At 68.2% G+C, this 18740-nt stretch carries 17 protein-coding genes; 10 read left to right on the top strand and 7 right to left on the bottom strand.

All coding sequences use genetic code 11. The features are described 5' to 3' along the window. The first annotated feature begins 181 nt into the window (after positions 1-181). Positions 182-496, top strand: a complete 315-nt coding sequence (locus tag ACTWPT_RS52690; RefSeq protein ID WP_443185112.1) for a hypothetical protein — start codon at positions 182-184, stop codon at positions 494-496. Between the two features lie 52 nt (positions 497-548). On the opposite strand, the gene ACTWPT_RS52695 is transcribed toward ACTWPT_RS52690, so the two are convergent. Further along, on the bottom strand, positions 549-725 hold the full coding sequence (locus ACTWPT_RS52695; RefSeq protein WP_443185113.1) for a hypothetical protein: 177 nt from the start codon (positions 723-725) through the stop codon (positions 549-551). A gap of 199 nt (positions 726-924) precedes the next feature. Between ACTWPT_RS52695 and ACTWPT_RS52700 the strand changes: the two genes are divergently transcribed. After that, entirely contained in the window at positions 925-1668 is a 744-nt protein-coding gene (locus tag ACTWPT_RS52700) for a deoxyribonuclease IV (RefSeq protein ID WP_443185114.1), read from the top strand. A gap of 165 nt (positions 1669-1833) precedes the next feature. On the opposite strand, the gene ACTWPT_RS52705 is transcribed toward ACTWPT_RS52700, so the two are convergent. The 3 genes from ACTWPT_RS52705 to ACTWPT_RS52715 are packed head-to-tail and all read right to left on the bottom strand — an operon-like array spanning position 1834 to position 6559. Beyond that, the gene (locus ACTWPT_RS52705) at positions 1834-2898 is read right to left on the bottom strand and encodes a mannosyltransferase family protein (protein WP_443185115.1); all 1065 of its coding nucleotides are present in this window, start codon (positions 2896-2898) and stop codon (positions 1834-1836) included. Then, positions 2895-4217 (bottom strand): glycosyltransferase family 87 protein, encoded by a 1323-nt coding sequence (locus ACTWPT_RS52710; RefSeq protein ID WP_443185116.1) that lies wholly within the window; start codon positions 4215-4217, stop codon positions 2895-2897. Before ACTWPT_RS52710 ends, ACTWPT_RS52705 begins: the two co-directional genes overlap by 4 nt. Beyond that, positions 4214-6559, bottom strand: coding sequence for a transglycosylase domain-containing protein (locus ACTWPT_RS52715; RefSeq protein WP_443185117.1), 2346 nt, complete (start codon positions 6557-6559; stop codon positions 4214-4216). The genes ACTWPT_RS52710 and ACTWPT_RS52715 overlap by 4 nt, the downstream gene beginning before the upstream one ends. A 3-nt stretch (positions 6560-6562) precedes the next feature. Here ACTWPT_RS52715 and ACTWPT_RS52720 point away from each other — a divergent pair, with 3 nt between their 5' ends. Further along, a complete protein-coding gene (locus ACTWPT_RS52720; RefSeq protein ID WP_443185118.1) occupies positions 6563-6775 on the top strand; it encodes a hypothetical protein in 213 nt (70 codons plus the stop codon). A 124-nt stretch (positions 6776-6899) separates the two neighbouring features. Here ACTWPT_RS52720 and ACTWPT_RS52725 read toward each other — a convergent pair whose 3' ends face one another. Further along, positions 6900-7286 (bottom strand): DUF5318 family protein, encoded by a 387-nt coding sequence (locus ACTWPT_RS52725; RefSeq protein WP_443185119.1) that lies wholly within the window; start codon positions 7284-7286, stop codon positions 6900-6902. A 135-nt stretch (positions 7287-7421) separates the two neighbouring features. Between ACTWPT_RS52725 and ACTWPT_RS52730 the strand changes: the two genes are divergently transcribed. Further along, entirely contained in the window at positions 7422-8012 is a 591-nt protein-coding gene (locus ACTWPT_RS52730) for a PadR family transcriptional regulator (protein WP_138667899.1), read from the top strand. A 13-nt stretch (positions 8013-8025) separates the two neighbouring features. Further along, positions 8026-9105, top strand: a complete 1080-nt coding sequence (locus tag ACTWPT_RS52735; protein WP_443185120.1) for an inositol-3-phosphate synthase — start codon at positions 8026-8028, stop codon at positions 9103-9105. Positions 9106-9240: 135 nt separating this feature from the next. On the opposite strand, the gene idi is transcribed toward ACTWPT_RS52735, so the two are convergent. Then, positions 9241-9825 carry an isopentenyl-diphosphate Delta-isomerase gene (gene idi, locus ACTWPT_RS52740; protein ID WP_443185121.1) on the bottom strand — a complete coding sequence of 195 codons (585 nt, stop codon included), beginning with the start codon at positions 9823-9825 and terminating at the stop codon, positions 9241-9243. Positions 9826-9931: 106 nt separating this feature from the next. On the opposite strand from idi, the gene ACTWPT_RS52745 reads away from it, so the two are divergent. Further along, positions 9932-11236: an MFS transporter gene (locus ACTWPT_RS52745; protein ID WP_443185122.1), complete on the top strand. Its 1305-nt coding sequence runs from the start codon at positions 9932-9934 to the stop codon at positions 11234-11236. Here the strand turns inward: ACTWPT_RS52745 and ACTWPT_RS52750 are convergent. Further along, on the bottom strand, positions 11187-12587 hold the full coding sequence (locus ACTWPT_RS52750; RefSeq protein ID WP_443185123.1) for a CCA tRNA nucleotidyltransferase: 1401 nt from the start codon (positions 12585-12587) through the stop codon (positions 11187-11189). The genes ACTWPT_RS52745 and ACTWPT_RS52750 overlap by 50 nt on opposite strands. Positions 12588-12753: 166 nt before the next feature. Between ACTWPT_RS52750 and ACTWPT_RS52755 the strand changes: the two genes are divergently transcribed. The 4 genes from ACTWPT_RS52755 to ACTWPT_RS52770 all read left to right on the top strand — a co-directional run bounded on the left by ACTWPT_RS52755 (position 12754) and on the right by ACTWPT_RS52770 (position 18738). Continuing rightward, positions 12754-13278 (top strand): aminoacyl-tRNA deacylase, encoded by a 525-nt coding sequence (locus tag ACTWPT_RS52755; protein ID WP_443185124.1) that lies wholly within the window; start codon positions 12754-12756, stop codon positions 13276-13278. Positions 13279-13328: 50 nt separating this feature from the next. Next, positions 13329-15464, top strand: a complete 2136-nt coding sequence (locus ACTWPT_RS52760) for a DUF6049 family protein (protein ID WP_443185125.1) — start codon at positions 13329-13331, stop codon at positions 15462-15464. Then, positions 15461-17068, top strand: coding sequence for a murein biosynthesis integral membrane protein MurJ (gene murJ / locus ACTWPT_RS52765; protein ID WP_443185126.1), 1608 nt, complete (start codon positions 15461-15463; stop codon positions 17066-17068). Before ACTWPT_RS52760 ends, murJ begins: the two co-directional genes overlap by 4 nt. 152 nt (positions 17069-17220) lie before the next feature. Further along, positions 17221-18738, top strand: coding sequence for a protein kinase family protein (locus ACTWPT_RS52770; RefSeq protein ID WP_443185127.1), 1518 nt, complete (start codon positions 17221-17223; stop codon positions 18736-18738). Positions 18739-18740 lie beyond the last annotated feature (2 nt).

The raw sequence follows: 18740 nt of genomic DNA on the forward strand, positions 1-18740 counted from the left end.
ACCTCCTCTGGACTTTTGCGGTCACGACGCTCTGCCGTGACAGGAGGACGCTGACGTTTGGACCGGGGCGCCCACTTCGGCACCGCCGGGCGACGGATCACCCATCACAACGCAGCGTGCCCCAGGTTACCAGCCGCGAGTACGTGGGAAGGCCTTTAGGAAACCTAAGGGGGTGGTGGCTGTGCCACATGTGCTTCAACCCTCCGAGAGGGAGCGGTTCAGGCTCACGCTCAACTCCGACGGACGTCCGCACCCGATCGAGAACGTCCTGGCCGTCGTCACGCTCGTGTGCGGCATCGTGGCGTTCGTCTCGACGTTCTGGACCTCCGCGCACGCCATCTCGGCCTGGTTCGGCACACTCGGCTTCGGCGTCGGTCTCTACTCTCAGTACGTCTCCGCGACCACGCCGCAACGTTCGCTCAACATCGTCGGACTCGTGGGATCGTTCGTGGGGGCCGCGCTCGGCATCGCCCACGGCGGATTCCTCCCCCACTGACGAGCAACGGCCCCGGGTTCTTGTGGAAGCCGGGGCCGTTCGTATCCGTCGATCATCCGATGTGCAGATCTATGCCGAGCAGGATCAGGAACCAGAGGAACACCGCGAGCAACGCCTCCGCGAGGTCCCTCAGCAGCCCGGGCGTGATGTAGTCGTACACCCAGGCCACGTAGATCCCGACCACCACGTAAATCAATAAGATCAGCGCCCGCCAGCGCCACCTTGCCATAGCGTTTCTCCTCGGGTAGGGGGTGCACTGCGACTGCCCGAACGCCCTGCCCACAAACCCGCTCGTGGTCGCGCAAGCGGCCGCTCACCGCCCCAGGCTCGCCGCTGCGTGCTGATGGTCGCGCTCGCTCGGGGCTCCGCTGGTTACGCAAGCGGCGGCTCGCCGCCCCAGGCTCGCCGCTCCGGATAAGCTCGGTGACATGGTGCGCATCGGAGCTCATGTCGATCAGGACGACCCCGCCGCTCATGCCGAGCAGGTCGGGGCCGAGGTGGTGCAGTTCTTCCTCGGCGACCCCCAGGGGTACGACAAGCCCGTGCTGCCCGCCAAGCCGGTCGAGGGTGTGGACATCTACATCCACGCGCCTTACCTGATCAACGTGGCGACCACCAACAACCGCATCAGAATCCCCAGTCGCAAGCTGCTGGAGCAGCACCTGAAGGCGGCAGCGGGACTCGGCGCCAAGGCGCTGATCGTGCACGGCGGCCACGTCAACAAGAGCGACGACCCGCAGAAGGGGTTCGACAACTGGCGCAAGGTGTTCGAGCGCATGGAGTGCCCGATCCCTGTGCTGATCGAGAACACCGCTGGGGGCGGCAACGCGATGGCGCGCAAGCTGGAGCGCATCGCCCGGCTCTGGGACGCGCTCGACGGCTTCGACGTGGGCTTCTGCCTCGACACCTGCCACGCCCACGCGGGCGGCGAGGAGCTGATCGACCTGGTCGACCGGGTCAAGGCCATCACCGGCCGCATCGACCTGGTCCACTGCAACGACTCGCGCGACGACTTCGACTCAGGCGCCGACCGCCACGCCAACCTGGGCCAGGGAAAGATCGACTCCGAGCTCATCCTGGCGGTCTGCCGTGCGGCCGGGGCGCCGATCGTGGTCGAGACGCCCGCAGCCGGCCAGGCGGACGACATCGCGTTCCTGAGGAAAAACCTCTAGCGAATACGCACAGCCCGATGGAAGCCGAAGCCGCGTCCGTCCGGTCGGCAAGCCCGGGCGCACCGTGGCCGAGAACCGCGTTACCCACATAGCGAGTGCCAGCAACTATTCACAGCCTGTGGATAACTTCCCTGGATTACCGAGACGAATAAACGGGTATACACATCAGCCCGCCCATGCCCCGCTGAGGAACCGGGCGGTGTTCACGATCATGAGCGGCCCCGAGATCAGGCCGTAGAGCACGAGCACCCACGCCTTCCTCGTCCCGACCTTGGCAACCAGCACCCACAGCGGGAACCACAACACCAGCGAACGCGGGATCGACAGGTAGTACGCCGAGGTCATCAGCGCCGCCGCCTGCGCCCCCGTGTAGGCCAGCTCACTCCACCGACGCAGCACGAGCAGCCACACCAGCACCGCCACGGCCACCACGGCTCCGGCGATCTCCATGCGGAAGGCCACCGCGAAGTCGTCGGCCCCCATGGCCGAACCCCACGTCGTCTTCCACGCCTCCCACGGCCACTCGAACTCGCGCCCCCAGCCGGCCTCCTGCGCGTGCTTCCACGCCAGCCAGTCACCCGACCTGCTGAAGTGGTAATACGAGTACGCCATCAGCGGCAGGAACGGCACGACCAGCCATCCGGCCCGCCGCGGCGACTCCCGGCTCACGATGAACTCCACGACGAGCGCGAGCGCCAGGAACAAGCCCGTGATCCGCACGCACGAAGCCCCCGCCGCGAGCAGCACGGCCTGCGCCCAGTGTCCCTGCCTGGCGGCCAGCCACGCGGGAATGGCGAAGGCCAGGAAAAGCGCCTCACTGTAGCCCGCGACCAGGAACACCGCCATGGGGAAGGCCAGCAGCGCCAGCACCGCCATCCACCCGTTCGCGCCCTCGAACTCTGCCAGCCTGGCCAGCGCCACCATGGCCACCGCGCCCGCGACCAGCGAGACCAGCAGCCCGGCCGCCGCCCAGTCCGGCACCACGAAGTGCACCAGCCGCAGCACCGCAGGCAGGCCAGGGAAGAACGCGGGCAGCCCTTCGTCCGGCGGCCTGCCGGGCTCGCCGTCGTAGCCGTACTGGGCGATCGTGATGAACAGCCCGGCATCCCACTTGCGCCACTTATCCAGGTATTCGCCCAGCGTGACGCCGAACAACGTCGCGATCAGAAGCCCCGCCCGCGAGCCGAACCAGAGCAGCAACGCGTCCCGGCGGGCCGAGCGGGTGATCATCGTACGGCGGACGCCAGCGTGAACCGATCAGGCGCGTCGTCGAAGACACCGCCCCCTTGGTCATCGATGTCGGCCTGCCGGACCACGTCCTTGTCCGGCCGCAGGATGTCCCGCACCACGAACGCCATCATGATCCCGATGGTGATGATGCGACCCCAGACGGCGGTGAAGTACGTGTCGTCACCGATGCCCAAGTCGTCCCGGTCCAGCGGCGGCTGGGACAGCAGATAGAGCCAGATGGCGGCGAAGTACCAGACCTCGGCCAGCTGCCAGAGCGCGAGCGGCTTCCAGTTGGGCCTGGCCAGCACGGCGAACGGCACCAGCCAGAGCACGAACTGCGGCGACCACACCTTGTTCGTCATCATGAAGGCGGCCAGCGCCAGGAAGCAGATCTGCGCCAGCCGCGGCCGGCGCGGCGCGGCCAGCGTCAGCACGGCGATGCCCAGACACAGGAGGGCCAGCGACAACATGCCGAGCGTGCTGACGTCCCACTCGCCGAGGACGGGCCAGCCCTTGTTCTGGAAGAACAACCACGGCGAGCCCCAGTCGATCCCGCGCTCCTGGGAGAAGACGTAGAACCGGCGCCATCCCTCCCAAGCGAAGATCATGAACGGCGCGTTGACCACAATCCACGCGCCCGCCGCCGAGGCCATCGTGACCAGGAACGGTCGCCATCGCCCAGTACGCCACGTGAGCAGGAACAACGCGCCCACGAACATGAGCGGGTAGAACTTCGTCGCGATCGCCAGCCCCAGCAGCACCCCGGCGAGCATCTGCCGGCGCCGCGCCCAGGCCAGCAGCATGCCCATGGACAGTGCGCCCGCGACCAGGTCCCAGTTGATGTACGCGGCCAGCACCACGGCCGGCGAGATCGCGTACCAGAGCGCGTCCCACCGCCGCGTCGGCCCGGCCACCGCGGCCATCAGCAGCACGCCCGCCACGAGGCACATGCCGAGCAGGATCACCGTCAGGTCGTAGAACCTGACCGCCTGCGCGACCCTGTCGACCTCCAGAGCCCGGGCGATCCAGCTGATCACCTGCATGACCTCGCCCAACACCACCGGGTACTCGACCTGCTTGTCGAAGCTGACGTGGGCGAAATAGGGGTTTTCGATGGCCAGTTGCCGGTCGAAGTAGAGAGGGTAGATGTCGGTGTAGCAGAAGTTCGTGTACGTCGTGACCTGGTCGTTCCAGCCGCCGGTGCGGCACGGCAGCCGCACCACGTACGCGAGCGTCGCCCCCAGGGCCGCGATCACCCCCAGGGGAAGGTACGGCACGGCACGCGCCAGCATCGGGACGCGTGCCTCCGTGCTCGTCACTGACCCTCTATCCGGCCGGAGGGCCGCGGGTTCGGCGCCATGCCGCCGCCCAACCCGTCTCCCTCGTCGCCGCCCTGCGGGAACCCTTCGTCGGTGCCGTCGTCCGTAGTGGCGTTGTCACCGGTGCCGGTGTCATCACCACATGGCCCGATGAGGCAGTCCTGCTCGCCGGTGCCAGGGTCGCCGAACGGGTCCTCATCGGTGAACGGATCGTCGGCGCTGGGCGTCGGCGTGGGCGTCGGGCTCGGCACGATGTTCTCGGGCGTGCCGATCTCGGCCTTCTGCGGGAACTGCTCGACCGGCTTGCCCTGGTGCGCGGCCAGCATGAACTTCTGCCAGGCGATCGTGGGCGGGCCGGCGCCCTCGAAGCCCAGGGACACCTCGTAGGGCAGGGAGTACGGATTGTTGATGTTGTACTTCTTGTGTGGCTTGCCCCCGGGCGTGATGGGGCAGTTGGAGTACCGAGGCGCGACGACCTTGCCGGTCTTCGTCCTGCACTGCTCGCGGTAGAACCCGACCGCGGTGGAGTACTGCGGCGTGTAGCCGACGAACCAGGCGCCGTTCTCGTCGTTGTTGGTGCCGGTCTTGCCGGCCGCCGGACGGGTGCCCAGACCCTTTCCCGCCGCGGTGCCGCTACGCAGCACCTCCTGCATGGCCACCGTGGAGTCGGCGGCGACCCCGGCGTCGATGACGCTCTTGGCCGGCCGCTGCTCCGGGTAGACGACCTTCTTGTCCTGCCTGACTTCGATGACCACGTGGGCGCGGGTGTACTTGCCGCCGTTGGCGAAAATGGAGTAGCCGGCGGCCTGCTCCACCGGGGTCACCGGGGCACTGCCGATGGCGAACTGGTAGTGGTGGACGTCGATGTCCTTTTCCATGTCCTTTTCGTTGAACCCGGCCGCTGTGACGAGGTTCTTCACGTCGGCCAGCTGGTTGGGCAGCGCGTACGCCATCGAGGCGAACGCGGTGTTGACCGACTGAGCTGTCGCCTTGACCACGTCGACGGCCGCGCCGACGTTGTGGCTGTTCTTGATGCCGCCCGCTGCCTGCCCTGGCAGGACCTTCGGGACGGTCTGGCTGCCCGGCACGTAGCTCTTGAGCGAGAAGCCGGCCTGCAGCCAGGCGGCCAGCACGTAGGGCTTGAACGCGGACGCGGCCTGCTTCTTGGACTGGAAGGGCTCGTTCCACGGGTCCGTCAGGTAGTTGGTGCCGCCGTAGAACGCGACGACGCGCCCGTTCTTCGGGTTCACCGCGGCCAGGCCCGCGTGGTACTCCTTGTTCATCCCCCGCATAGTGCTGGTCACCGCGTCCTTCGCGGCGATCATGAGCCTTCTGTCGAAGGTGGAGACGATCTCGTAGCCGCCGCTCCTCACCTCGTCACCGGTGAGACCGCGGCCCTCGAGCTCCTTCAGCACCTGCGTCACCATGTAACCCTTGATGCCGCCGAGCTCGTTGACGTTGCTGTCCTTGCTCGTCTCGGGGAACTTCGCGGTCTGCGGGAGGTTGCCGTACTTCTCGGGCCAGACCTTGGCCATGTTGTTGACGACGTCCTTGAACCGGGTCCTCAGCGCGGGCTCGTCGGCCTTCCAGTTGGGCTGCTGGATCCGCGCGGCGAGGTAGGCCCCCTGCTCGGCGGTCAGCTTCGCGGCGGTGACCTTGTCGCCGAAGTACGCCTTCGCGGCGGCCTGGACCCCATAGGCCCGGCCGAAGTTGACCGTGTTGAGGTACCTCTCCAGGATCTCGTCCTTGGTCAGCTCGTCGTCGAGCTTGACCGCGACGAAGATCTCGTTGATCTTACGCTTGATCGAGACTTCCTGGCTGAGGCCGTCGTAATAGTTGCGGGCCATCTGCTGGGTGATCGTCGAGGCGCCCTGGAGCTGCTGCCCGGTCGCGGTCATCCACACCGACCGGATCATGCCGGGGATGGAGATGCCGGAGTCCTCGTAGAACGTCTGGTTCTCGATGGCGATCGTGGCTTCCCTGACCTCTTCGGACATCTGCGACAGCTTGACGATCTCCCGCTTCATGCCGAGCTGAGCGATCGGGTTCTTGCCGTCGCTGTAGTAGATCGTGCTCTGCTGCGCGAGCGCCTCGTCCTGGGTGCCCGTGGGCACCTGGGTGTTGGCGTACGCCACCATGATCATGCCGAAGATCCCGGCCGTGACCACCACGAACCCGGCCATGACGATCTTCCAGCTGGGCACGAACCTCCGCCAGCCCCCGCCGTCACGGTCCTTCTTCGGCGGCCCGGGGGGACCCGGCGGCTCCGGCGGCCCGCCCTGCGCCGCCCTCCTGCGCGAGCGCCGCGGACCTTCGGCGACCACGGTGTCCTGGTTACTCACCGTGTGCGTGTCCTGACGGGCACGCGAGCGCGGCGGCGGCTGGTCACCGCGCTGGGGTGCGGGGTCTTCGCGCCGGGGCAGCGGTCCGTCGTACGGCTGCGCGGCCATGGCGCCCGTCTGCTCGAAGGCGGCTTCCGGACGACGCTGCGGCTGGCCGGAACCCCGGGAGGGTTCGCCGGTTTGCGGTGGAGAACCCTGGGGCACAGAACGGGATGAGCTGGACCGACGGCGCCTTCCCGGGCGAGCCGTCCCCTCATTCATGCTGTTACTCACACGTCCTCGCACTGTCGTCGGAACAAAAACGGCGGTTGGGCGTGAGGTTCCTCGCCGCCCTCGATCTTCACGCTTGGCCGTTGAGGTCAGGCGGTCCGTTGCCGAGGACGTATGAAACCGTCAGGTGGTTCCAGGAACAACCTTGGCAGACCTCGACGACGTACACCCGGAACTCATCGTAATCATGAGCCATGGCGGCGAGTTCCGATGCGACCTTTGCCTGTCCGGCATGCCGTCCGAGCGCATCCCCGTAGACATAGGTCACGTTGGTGACGTTCTCCCTCTCGCAGACCGGGCAGAGGCGTTCGGTCGGCTCGCCGAAGTGGCGCGCCGCGCTAAGGAGGTACGGCTGTGCGTCACAAAGTTCGCCGCGCGAGGTACGCCCGGCGTGGAAGGAGCGGACCACCGCCTTTTTCGCTAGGCCGTAATCCACCACCCTTCGTTGTGACCACATGAGCGCCAGACTACGGCGTTTCTGCCGATCGTCCCAACGACTTGGGAAATCCGTAGATTGCAGCGATATAGCGACCAGACGTATCCTGGGGATGTATCGGCTCGATACATCGACGCGAGAGGAGGGCGGTTCCCCATGGCCGGCGGACAGGGCAGGGTCTTGGAACTGGCCGTGCTCGGGTCGCTGCACGAGACTCCACTACACGGCTATGAGCTGCGCAAACGGCTCAACGCCCTGCTGGGGATGTTCCGCGCGTTCTCCTACGGCTCGCTGTACCCCTGTCTTCGATCACTTCTGGCCCAAGGGCTCATCGCGGAGGAGCAGCCTGCTCCCGCCACGATCGTCGGGGGCAGATCAAAGATCGTTTACAAGCTGACCGCGGAGGGGAAGGAACGGCTGCAGGAGATGCTGACGCAGGCCGGACCTTCCGCGTGGGAGGACGAGAGCTTCGGTGTGCACTTCGCGTTCTTCCGGCACACCGAGGCCGAGGTGCGTTTGCGCATACTCGAAGGTCGCCGTAGCCGGCTTGAGGAGCGGCTCGACGCCGTGCGGACGGCGCTGGCGCGCACCAGGGAACGCCTCGACAGTTACACGCTCGAGCTGCAACGTCATGGGCTCGAGTCGGTCGAGCGCGAGGTGCGCTGGCTGAACGAGCTGATCGCAACGGAGCGTCGGGCCTCCTCTGAGGAGAGGCCCGAAAGAGATACCACGTCAACTGATGAGTAAGGGAGCGAGTGCGATGGGTTCGGTTCGCGTGGCCATTGTCGGTGTCGGCAACTGCGCGTCGTCGCTGGTCCAGGGCGTTCACTATTACAAGGACGCCGACCCGGACGTACGGGTCCCGGGCCTGATGCACGTGAAGTTCGGCGACTACCACGTCGGCGACGTCGAGTTCGTCGCGGCGTTCGACGTTGACGCCAAGAAGGTCGGACGGGATCTGTCCGAGGCGATCGTCGCCAGCGAGAACAACACGATCAAGATCACGGATGTGCCGCCGCTGGGGGTGACCGTCCAACGCGGTCATACCTTCGACGGCCTGGGTGAGTACTACCGGGAGATCATCGAGGAGTCCGACGAGGCGCCCGTCGACGTGGTACAGGTGCTCAGGGACAACCAGGTCGACGTCCTGGTCTCCTACCTGCCCGTGGGCTCCGAGGAGGCCGACCGCTTCTACGCGCAGTGCGCCATCGACGCGGGCGTGGGGTTCGTGAACGCGCTGCCGGTCTTCATCGCTTCCGACCCGGTGTGGGCGGAGAAGTTCACCGAGGCCGGGGTGCCGATCGTCGGTGACGACATCAAGTCGCAGGTCGGCGCCACGATCACGCACCGCGTGCTGGCCAAGCTGTTCGAGGACCGCGGTGTTGAGCTGCTGCGCACGTACCAGCTCAACTTCGGCGGCAACATGGACTTCATGAACATGCTGGAGCGCAAGCGGCTCCAGTCCAAGAAGATCTCCAAGACGCAGTCGGTCACCTCGCAGATCCCGCACGAGATGGGCAAGGCCGACGTGCACATCGGGCCGTCGGACCACGTGCCGTGGCTGGACGACCGCAAGTGGGCGTACGTGCGGCTCGAGGGGCGCTCGTTCGGCGACACGCCGCTCAACTTGGAGTACAAGCTCGAGGTTTGGGACTCGCCCAATTCGGCCGGCATCATCATCGACGCCGTCCGGGCCGTCAAGATCGCCCTGGACCGAGGCATCGGCGGGCCGATCCTGTCGGCGTCGTCGTACTTCATGAAGTCGCCGCCGCAGCAGTTCTCCGACGACGAGGCTCGGGAGTACGTCGAGAAGTTCATCCGGGGTGAGGTCGAGCGCTGATCCGCTGACCAACCTGTCCACGGCGCCGCGCCCACGCTCGGGTGCGGCGCCTGCGTGCGCCTGTGGACGAGCGCGCGCTGCCGAGTGGCGAGGGTCCTGATGGAGGGCTGAGGTAGCGAAGCCCTGCGCGGCGGGCTAGAGGCGGGCCGCTGGGGGGAGGTCGGCCGGGGAGGCGGGTTGCCAGGTCAGCGGATCGGAGCCGAGCTCGATCAGCAGCGGCACCTGCTCCCGGCACCAAGGCGAGATCGCCAGCAGTCCGTTCTGGACCCCCTCGGCGAACTCCTTCCACGGCATCCACCGCGTCTCCCCCACCTCCTCCGGGTTCGGCGCGACGGGACCGTCGACCGTGACACGGTAGACCGGGCAGAGCTCGTGCTCGACGATGCCGTTGGCCATGACGGCCCGGTACGCGAAGGCGGGCAGCAGCAGATCCACCCGCTCGACCGCGAGCCCGAGCTCATAGGAGAGCCGGCGCACGACGGCCCGATCCAGCGCCTCCCCGGGCAGCGGGTGACCGCAGCAGCTGTTGGTCCAGACCCCCGGCCACGTGAGCTTGTGATCGGCACGCTTGGTGAGCAGCACGTGGCCTTCATGATCGAAGACATAGCTGGAGAACGCCAGATGGAGCGGCGTCGCACGGCCGTGCACCGACGTCTTGGGCGCAGTCCCGAGCGCGCGACCGTCCGGATCGACCAGCACGACGTGTTCCACAAGCGTCACGCTATGAAGCGTACGAGATCATGACGACCGCTTGTAACCCGGGGCCCACCTGCTGCGCCAACCTCTCCTGCATCCTAGGAGTCGGCCGCTTGGCTAGGCTGGCGGCGTGTCATTCGTCGCCGACCTCCGCGTCGTCATTCGTGGCAGGGACTTCAGGAGGCTGTTCGGCACGCGGCTGGTCTCCCAGTTCTCTGACGGGATCTTCCAGTTCGGTGTCGCCGGATTCGCCTTCTTCAGCCCCGAGAGCCGGACGACCGCGCTCCAGGTCGCGGCAGGCCTGGCGGTGCTGCTGTTGCCATACAGCGTGCTCGGCCCGTTCGTCGGCGTGTTCATCGACCGCTGGTCGCGACGGCAGATCCTGGTGGTCGCGCCCTTCGTGCGCGGCGCGCTGCTGCTGGTCGCCGCCGGCCTGGTGGCCGCCGACGTGCCCGACCCCGCGTTCTACGGGGTGGCGCTGGCGGTGCTCGGCGTCAACAGGTTCTTCCTGGCCTCGCTCGGCGCCTCGCTGCCGCACGTGGTGCCCACCGACCGGCTCATGGCGGCCAACGCCATCGTGCCCACGTCGGGCACTGTGGTGACGTTCCTGGGCTTTGGGGTCGGCTACCTGCTGCGGAAGGTCTTCAGTGGCGACGACCAGGGTGTGGCGCTGCTCCTGATCATCTCGGGCGTGGTGTTCGGGCTGAGCGCGCTGGTCGCGCGGACGATGGACCGCCACCTGCTCGGGCCGGAGTCCGACCCCAGCAGGCCGCAGGCGCGCGAGACGGTGCGCCATGTGCTCGCCGGCCTCGTGGACGGCGCGAAGCACCTGGTCAAGCACCGCGTCGCGGCCGCCACCATGGGCGCGATGGCCGCGCACCGCTTCTTCTACGGCATGGCGACCGCGCTGGGCATCATCCTCTACCGCTACTACTTCTACGACGGCGACCCTGACGCCGCACTGGAGGGGGTCAGCCTGGTCGTGGCCACCTCCGGCGCCGGCTACTTGCTCGCCGTGATCATCACCCCGTACGCGACCGAGCGGTTCACGATCGAGCGCTGGGTGCCGATCGCGCTGACCGCGGCCGGCGTGCTGACGGCGGCGCTGGCGCTGCCGTTCCAGGAGTGGGGGCTGCCGATCCTGGGGTTCGTGCTGGGCGTGGCCGGGCAGAGCGTCAAGATCTGCGCCGACACCACGGTCCAGCGCGACGTCGAGGACATCTACCTGGGCCGCGCGTTCTCGATCTACGACATGCTGTTCAACGGCATGTACGTCCTCGCTGCGGCCCTGTCGGCGATGATCCTGCCCGCGAACGGCAAGTCCTACCTGGCCGTCGTGATCGTCTCGGTGGGCTACCCCGCGGCCGCGCTCGCCTACCGGATGATCACGCGCCCGCGTCGTTCGACCTCGCCCACTCCAGCAGCGCCTCGGTAGCCGCCTCTTTGCCGAGCACGCCCTTGTCGAGCCTGAGGTCGAGCAGGAATTTGTACGCCTGCCCCACCACCGGGCCGGGCCCGATGCCCAGGACGCGCTGGATCTCGTTGCCGTCGAGCTCGGGCCTCATCTTGGCCAGCTCTTCTTCCTCGGCGAGCCTGGCGATGCGCTCCTCGAGGTGATCGTAGGTACGCGCCAGCGCGGCCGCCTTGCGCTTGTTGCGCGTGGTGCAGTCGGCCCTGGTCAGCTTGTGCAGCCGGTCCAGCAGGTGCCCGGCGTCGCGTACGTAGCGGCGCACGGCGCTGTCGGTCCACTCGCCCGTCCCGTAGCCATGGAACCGCAGGTGCAGCTCGACCAGCCGGGCGACGTCGGACACCACGTCCTTGGGGAACCTCAGCTCGGCCATGCGCTTCTTGGTCAGCTGGGCGCCGACCACCTCGTGGTGGTGGAACGACACCCGCCCGCCCGCCTCGTGGCGGCGCGTCTTCGGCTTGCCGATGTCGTGCAAGAGCGCCGCCCAGCGCAGGATCCGATCCGGCTTGCCGTCCTCCTCCTGCGCGATGGCCTGGTCGAGCACGGTGAGCGAGTGCTCGTAGACGTCCTTGTGCCGGTGGTGCTCGTCGATCTCCAGGCGAAGCTTGGGCAGCTCGGGCAGCACGCGCGCGGCCAGGCCCGTCTCGACCAGCAGTCGCAGGCCCTCACGCGGGTTGGCGCCGGAGACGAGCTTGTCGAGCTCGTCGCGGATGCGCTCGGCGGAGACGATCTCGATGCGCTCGGCCATCGCGGTCATGGCCGCCACCGCCTGCGCGTCCACGGCGAACCCGAGCTGTGAGGCGAACCTGGCGGCCCGCAACATGCGCAGCGGGTCGTCGCCGAAGGACTGCTCGGGGGTGCCGGGAGTGCGCAGCAGCTTGGCGGCCAGGTCGACGAGCCCGCCGTACGGGTCGACGAACTCGTGTCCCGGCAGGCGCACCGCCATGGCGTTGACCGCGAAGTCGCGGCGCTCCAGATCGGCCTCCAACGTCTCGCCGTACATGACCTCGGGCTTGCGCGACTTCGGGTCGTACGCCTCGCTGCGGTAGGTGGTGATCTCGATCAGCCAGTGGCCCTTGCGCAGGCCGACTGTGCCGAAGTCGATACCGATCGTCCACACCGCATCGGCCCAGACCCTGATGATCTCCAGCACCCGCTCGGGGCGGGCGTCGGTGGTCAGGTCGAGATCGTTGCCGCTGCGGCCGAGCAGGAGGTCGCGCACGGGACCGCCGACGATGGCCAGCTCGTGGCCCTTCGCGGCGAAAAGGCGGCCGAGCTCGTCGGCCACCGGGGCGATCTTGCGGAACAGGTCGGTCATGGCCCGCTGCTGGCTTTCGGTCAAAATTGAGTCGGACAAACCGGGTCGGGTCCTTCGTCGGTCTGAACTTCCGGAACATATCCCCCGAGCCACACCGGGTCCGGGTTACCGTCGGTCAAGGGACCGTCGGGGGCCATGGCAACGAGGCTGAGGCTAGGAGGTCTATATGAAGGACGCCCTCGCGATCCACCGCTGGCTCCTCGCACACCAGGTCCATCATGAGATCGTACGCCTTCCGCGCCCTATGACTTGCGCGGACGAACTGCCCGAGACGCTCTCCGCCGCGCCCGAGAGGTGCCTGATGGTCACGGTTTTCGAGGTCGCCACCAGGGTCGGCAACGAGGCCGTCGTCGCGGTCGCCTCCTCTGTGGCGACTCCCCCACGTCCAGGAGCCGTAGGCGGCCTGCTCGGCGTGCGTCAGGTGCGGCCGGCCCCGGCCCACATCGTCAATGCGGCCACGGACTACGCCCACGGGCTGGTCTGCCCGCTGCTGCTGCCGGAGTCGCTGCCGATGCTCATCGACGACCGGCTACGCGCCGACACCGAGCCCGTCTTCACCGCCACCGGCGAACGCCACACCGCCCTTGCCATTCGCGCGCTCGACCTGCTGACCCTTCTGCCAGGCAAGATGGTCGACCTGTGCAGCACACGCCCCAGAGGATCACGTGAGGCGGTCGCGCGGCGGCACTGAGCCCGTAGCATTGCGGGCGTGCGTCGTCGTACTCCAGCTCGGGCATCCGCGTGATTCGTAAGACCACGCTGCTCGCCGTGCTGTCCGCCGCGTTGCTCGCCCCCCTAGTGGTCGCGGCGCCGAGCACGGCTGCCGTGATCGCGAGCAGGCTTCCGTTCGCCGTGACGATCACGTCGATCTCTCCGGACGTTCCGAAGAACATGACCGATGTGATCAAGTTCACCGGCACGGTGCGCAACGACACCGGCGCGCCGCAGTCAGGGTTGCGCGTACGCCTGCGCTACACGCCGGAGCCGTTCACCGACCGTGCCTCGATGGCGGACTACCAGAACGATCAGAACTCCCTGACCCTGCCGAGGACGCCCTCCAGCAACTCGGCCATGGACATCCCGCCGCTCGCGCCCGGCCAGCAGGCAAGCTGGGAGTTCACGGCGACGCCCATCCAGATGGGGCTGAGGACATTCGGCGTCTATCCGATCGCGGTGGACGTGTCACAGAACCTGGTCTCGCTGGCGGCCCAGCGGACCTACCTCACCTACGCGCCGGCCACGGTGCCCAAGCCGCCGCGCAACAAGATGGCCATCGCGCTGCCCGTCATCGACCAGCCGCACCGGGCGACCGACGTCGACCCGGCGCCGGGGGCGAACGGCGAGGCCCTGTTCGTCGACGACAAGCTGAGCCAGTCGATCACCGGCAAGGGCCGGCTGGCCGACGTGGCGACCATCGCCGGGGCCGCGCCCAGCAACGTCACCTGGTTCGTCGACCCCTCGCTGCTCGACGACCTCGACATGATGACCAGGAACTACCGGGTCAAGACCAAGGACGGGGCCGAGCGCAAGCCGGCCAACGCCGAGGCCGGGCAGTGGCTGACGACCATGCGCACCTCGCTGGCGGCCTCCCCCGTGGTCGCGGTCCCGTACGCCGATCCCGACGTGGCCGCGCTCGCGCACCAGGGGCTGGACGACCTGACCAACAGGGCTATCCAGCTCGGCGGGCAGAAGGCGAAGGCGTTGCTCAACCGCGACGACGTGAAGACCACCGTCAACTGGCCGGCCGCCGGCATGCTCGACCCCGACGCGCTCGACCTGCTCTCCGTCAGCGACGACAAGGTGAACACGGTCCTGCTCAACTCGACCAACCTGCCGCCGCAGCCGCCGGTCACGTTCACGCCCGACGCCGCCTCGACGCTCGACTCGGTGAACGGCCCGGTCACCGGGCTGGTCGCGGACGCCGAGCTGAGCCGCCTGTTCGAGCCGACGGCCCCCACCTCCGTGCTGCTCAGCACCCAGCGCTTCATTGCCGAGACCGCGATGATCTCCGCTGAGGCCGGCCAGACCCAGCCGAGGTCGCTGGTCGTCGCCCCGTCGCGACGCTGGGACCCCAACCCGACGCTCGTCACCAGCCTGATAAAGACCGCGAGACGGCTGCCGTGGTTGCAGCTGACCACGCTGGAGTCCATCAAGCCGGGCAAGGCGTCGGTCCCCCGGGCCGGACTGACCTACACCGATGCGGACCGCAAGGAGGAGCTGAGCCGCAAATACCTGGAGCCGGTCAAGGACGTCGCGTCGAACGCGCAGCTCACGGCGCTGATCAAGACGACCAGAACACCGTCGAGCTTCGACGCGGCGGTGCTCAGGCTGGCCTCGTCGGCCTGGCGCAACAGCACGCGCGCGGGCCGCTCGGTGACCAAGGCGGTGAGCACGGCCGTCTCGGACCGGATGGCCAAGGTCGAGATCGTCGAGGCGCGGCCCGACCGGCCACGGACGCTGGCCGGCAGCAACGGCGTCGTCCCCATCAGCGTGCGTAACTCGGTGGGCGCCCCCATCACCCTGTACATCGACGTCAAGTCCAACAACCTCAAGCTGCTGCAGGTCAACTTCAGGCAGGAGGAGCCGTTGTCCATCGGCGTCGGGCAGAGCGGAACGGTTCAGGTGCCGATGACCGCCACGAGTGGCACCAGCGGCGACACGACCGTGACCGTCCAGCTCAAGACCGCCGACGGCAGGGCGTACGGCAAGCCCCAGCGGTTGACCATCCGCACCACCGGCTACACCGGCATCGCCTCTGTCATCGTGGGGGCGGCGCTCACCGTGATGCTCGCCGCCGTGGTGACGCGCGTGGTGCGGCGCAGGGCGGAGCGGCGGAGCGCGCGGGCCGCCAGGAACCGGGAGAGTGAGACCGTATGAGCCGCATGTTGCGGGCCAGCGCCATCATGGCGGCGGGCACGATGGTGTCCAGGGTCACCGGGTTCGTGCGGACCATGGTGCTCGCGTACGCCATCGGCACGGCGGCTCTGGGCGACTCCTACAACGCGGCGTACGCGATCCCGTACAGCATCCTCGACCTGCTGCTTCTGGGCGTGCTGAGCAGCGTCATCGTGCCGATGATCATCCGGGCGCAGCAGAACGATCCGGACGGCGGCCGGGCGTACGAGCAGCGGCTGCTGACCGTGGCCACGGTCACGCTCGTGGTCGTCGCGGTGCTCGCGGTGTTCGCCGCGCCGCTGCTCATCGACCTCTACACCGACTGGGCACCGGGCAGCAGGAGGTTCGAGGTCGGGGTCACGCTGGCCCGGTTCATCCTGCCGCAGCTGGCCTTCTTCGGTGTGGGCGCGGTGGCGGGCGCCATACTCAACACCCGCGACCGCTATGGCGCTCCCATGTGGGCGCCGGTGCTCAACAACCTGGTCGTCATCTGCGTGTTCGTGGCCTACGCCGTGGTGAGCTCGGCCAAGGACGACATCGAACGGGTGAGCAACGGGGAGCTGGCGCTGCTCGGCCTGGGCACCACGGCCGGCATCGTGGCGCAGGCGGCCGTGCTGATCGTGGCGTTGCGGCGGGCCGGGTTCGGGTTCGTGCCGCGCTTCGACGTGTGGAACGCCCGGCTCGGTGAGATGGCCAAGGCCGGCGTCTGGACGATCGGTTACGTGATCGTCACCCAGTTGGGCTTCCTGCTGACCGTCAATCTGTCGAGCGCGGCGGGCGAGGAGGTGCTGGGGCACGGCATCAGCCCGTACACGCTGGCGTTCCAGCTCTTCCAGCTGCCGTACGGGGTCATCGGCGTCTCGGTGATCACGGCCATGCTGCCGCGGATGAGCCGGGCCGTCGGGGAGGGCCGCTTCGACGACGTGCGCAGCGAGTTCGGATCCAGCGTGAAGCTCGTCTGCGCGTTGATGGTGCCGGTGTCGCTGCTGCTCATGGTGCTCGGCCCGGCGATCACCGTGCCGCTTTACGGACACGGGGCCAACAGCGTGGCCGACGCGGTGTACATCGGCAACGTGCTGCAGGTCTACGGCCTCGCGCTGGTGCCGTTCTCGGTGTTCCAGCTGCTGCTGCGGGTCTTCTACAGTTTCGGCGACACCCGTACGCCGGTCTTCGTCGGGGCGGGCACGACCGCGGTCAACGCTGCGCTGATGGTGGTGTTCTACATGCTGCTGCCGGCCGCGTACGCGGTGATGGGGCTGGCTCTGGCATACGCGATCGCGTACGGGCTGGGCGCGGTCCTGGCCTGGTGGCTGGCCGGCCGCCGGATGCAGGGGCTTGGCGGGTGGGCCGTCGGCCTGGCGTTGACCAGGATGTACCTCGCCTCGCTGCCTACGGCGGTGCTGGCGCTGGCCGCGGTCTGGGTGGTCACTCAGGTGTTCGGCGGTCTCGGTTTCGTCAATTCGCTGATCGTTCTGGCCGTCGGCGGAGGCCTCGGACTGCTGCTCTACCTTGGCGTGGCGCACAGAATGCGCATACCGGAGGTCAACTCGATCGTTGGGATGGTCGCGAGACGGGTAGGTCGGTAAAGAAACTCGGCACTACGATGGAGCCCGACACGCGCGAATGGAAGCAGGAGGGGCGTGGGCGGATCCACCCGGCATAGCGTGCCTTCGTGGGACACGGCCACGCAGGTGAGTCGAACCATGAGCACGCCCGATCGGCCAAGCGGAGAGAGCCTGTGAGCACGTCGGCCGTCGAACCCGGCACCCGTCTGGCCGAGCGCTTCCGGCTCGAGGACCGCGTCAGCGAGTCCGACGGAGCCACGTTGTGGAAGGCCATTGACGAGATCCTGGCCCGTCCGGTGGCCGTGCACACCTTCTCGCCGGACTTCCCCCGCGTGCACGAGGTCGTCACGGCCGCTCGCTCCGCGAGCCGGCTCACCGACCCGCGCCTGACCCAGGTGTTCGATGCGGCCGAAGACGAAAAGCACGCGTACGTCGTGAGCGAGTGGGTCACCGGCGAGACCCTCACCGACCTGCTGGCCTCGGGCCCGATGGAGCCCGAGCGCGCTGCCGGGCTGGTCGCCGAGGCCGCCGAGGCGCTCGCGCATGCCCACCAGGCCCAGCTCTACCACCTGTGCCTGCGCCCCTCGCACCTGGTGTGGACGACTGGCAACACGGTCAAGGTGCTCGGCGTGGCGGTAGACGCGGCCATGTACGGGCTGACCACCGACCAGCCGGCGCTCGACGACGCCGAAGGGTTGGGCCGGCTGCTGTACGCCGGCCTGACCGGCCACTGGCCGGGCGACGAGGAGGAGGGCGGGCTGCCTGCCGCGCCCATGAGCGACGGCCACTTCTGCACGCCCCGCCAGGTCACGGCCGGCGTGCCCGGCTATCTCGACTCGGTGACGGTGCGGGCATGCCTGCCCGAGTCCCGCAAGGGCCAGGGCGCGCTGGCCAGCCCGGCCGAGGTCGCCGAGTCGCTGGCCGAGGTGGCCAGGCCCATGCCGATCCCGATGGCCTATCCCTCGACGCCCGCGGTGGCCTCCGCCTCGCACACCGAGGGCCTGGACATCGCCCACCGGCAGCAGCTCCACGTCCCTCAGCCCCGGCCTGCCAGCGCTCGGCCGCGGCGGCCGTCAGGCGGCGGCAGCACGCTCAACAGGGTGCTGATGACGCTGGTGGTGCTGCTCGTCATCGCCGCGGTCGGCGTCGGCGCCTGGACGATCGGCCGCAGCTTGGGCAGCCCGACCGACCCCGAGGCCAGGAGCGCCACCCCGACCGCCACGGCCACGGCTTCGACGCCTGTCCAGGCCGTCAAGCCGGAGAAGGCCCAGGGATTCGACCCGCTCGGCGACAACGACGAGAAGTCGGACAAAGCCGGGCTGGCCATCGACGGCAAGCCCAGCACCTTCTGGGAGACCGAGGGTTACACCAGCACGGAGCTGGGCAACCTCAAGAAGGGTGTAGGCCTGCTGCTCGACATGGGCAAGTCCGTTCAGATCAGCGACGTGGTCGCTACGCTGGCCGATACGCCCGGCGCGACCGTCGAGCTCAAGGTCGGCGACTCGCCCGATCTCGGCTCGTTGAAGACGGTCGCGACCGAGAAGGATGCGGCAGGCAAGACCACTCTGACCCCTGATCAGGGGGCAAGCGGGCAGTACGTTTTGATCTGGTTTACGCGTGTTCCGGCGGATGCAGGCAAGTTTCATGGCACCATCTATGAAGTAGTGGTGCACTCTCCCGGATCGGCATAATC

The sequence above is a fragment of the Nonomuraea sp. 3N208 genome (genome assembly GCF_052245935.1).
GTDB lineage: Bacteria > Actinomycetota > Actinomycetes > Streptosporangiales > Streptosporangiaceae > Nonomuraea.

What these genes read in the sequence shown, in the direction of transcription:
- ACTWPT_RS52695 (WP_443185113.1), bottom strand. Translation starts at nt 725, where the DNA reads ATGGCAAGGTGGCGCTGGCGGGCGCTGATCTTATTGATTTACGTGGTG.
- ACTWPT_RS52700 (WP_443185114.1), top strand. Translation starts at nt 925, where the DNA reads ATGGTGCGCATCGGAGCTCATGTCGATCAGGACGACCCCGCCGCTCAT.
- ACTWPT_RS52705 (WP_443185115.1), bottom strand. Translation starts at nt 2,898, where the DNA reads ATGATCACCCGCTCGGCCCGCCGGGACGCGTTGCTGCTCTGGTTCGGC.
- ACTWPT_RS52725 (WP_443185119.1), bottom strand. Translation starts at nt 7,286, where the DNA reads ATGTGGTCACAACGAAGGGTGGTGGATTACGGCCTAGCGAAAAAGGCG.
- ACTWPT_RS52730 (WP_138667899.1), top strand. Translation starts at nt 7,422, where the DNA reads ATGGCCGGCGGACAGGGCAGGGTCTTGGAACTGGCCGTGCTCGGGTCG.
- ACTWPT_RS52735 (WP_443185120.1), top strand. Translation starts at nt 8,026, where the DNA reads ATGGGTTCGGTTCGCGTGGCCATTGTCGGTGTCGGCAACTGCGCGTCG.
- ACTWPT_RS52750 (WP_443185123.1), bottom strand. Translation starts at nt 12,587, where the DNA reads ATGACCGACCTGTTCCGCAAGATCGCCCCGGTGGCCGACGAGCTCGGC.
- ACTWPT_RS52755 (WP_443185124.1), top strand. Translation starts at nt 12,754, where the DNA reads ATGAAGGACGCCCTCGCGATCCACCGCTGGCTCCTCGCACACCAGGTC.
- murJ (WP_443185126.1), top strand. Translation starts at nt 15,461, where the DNA reads ATGAGCCGCATGTTGCGGGCCAGCGCCATCATGGCGGCGGGCACGATG.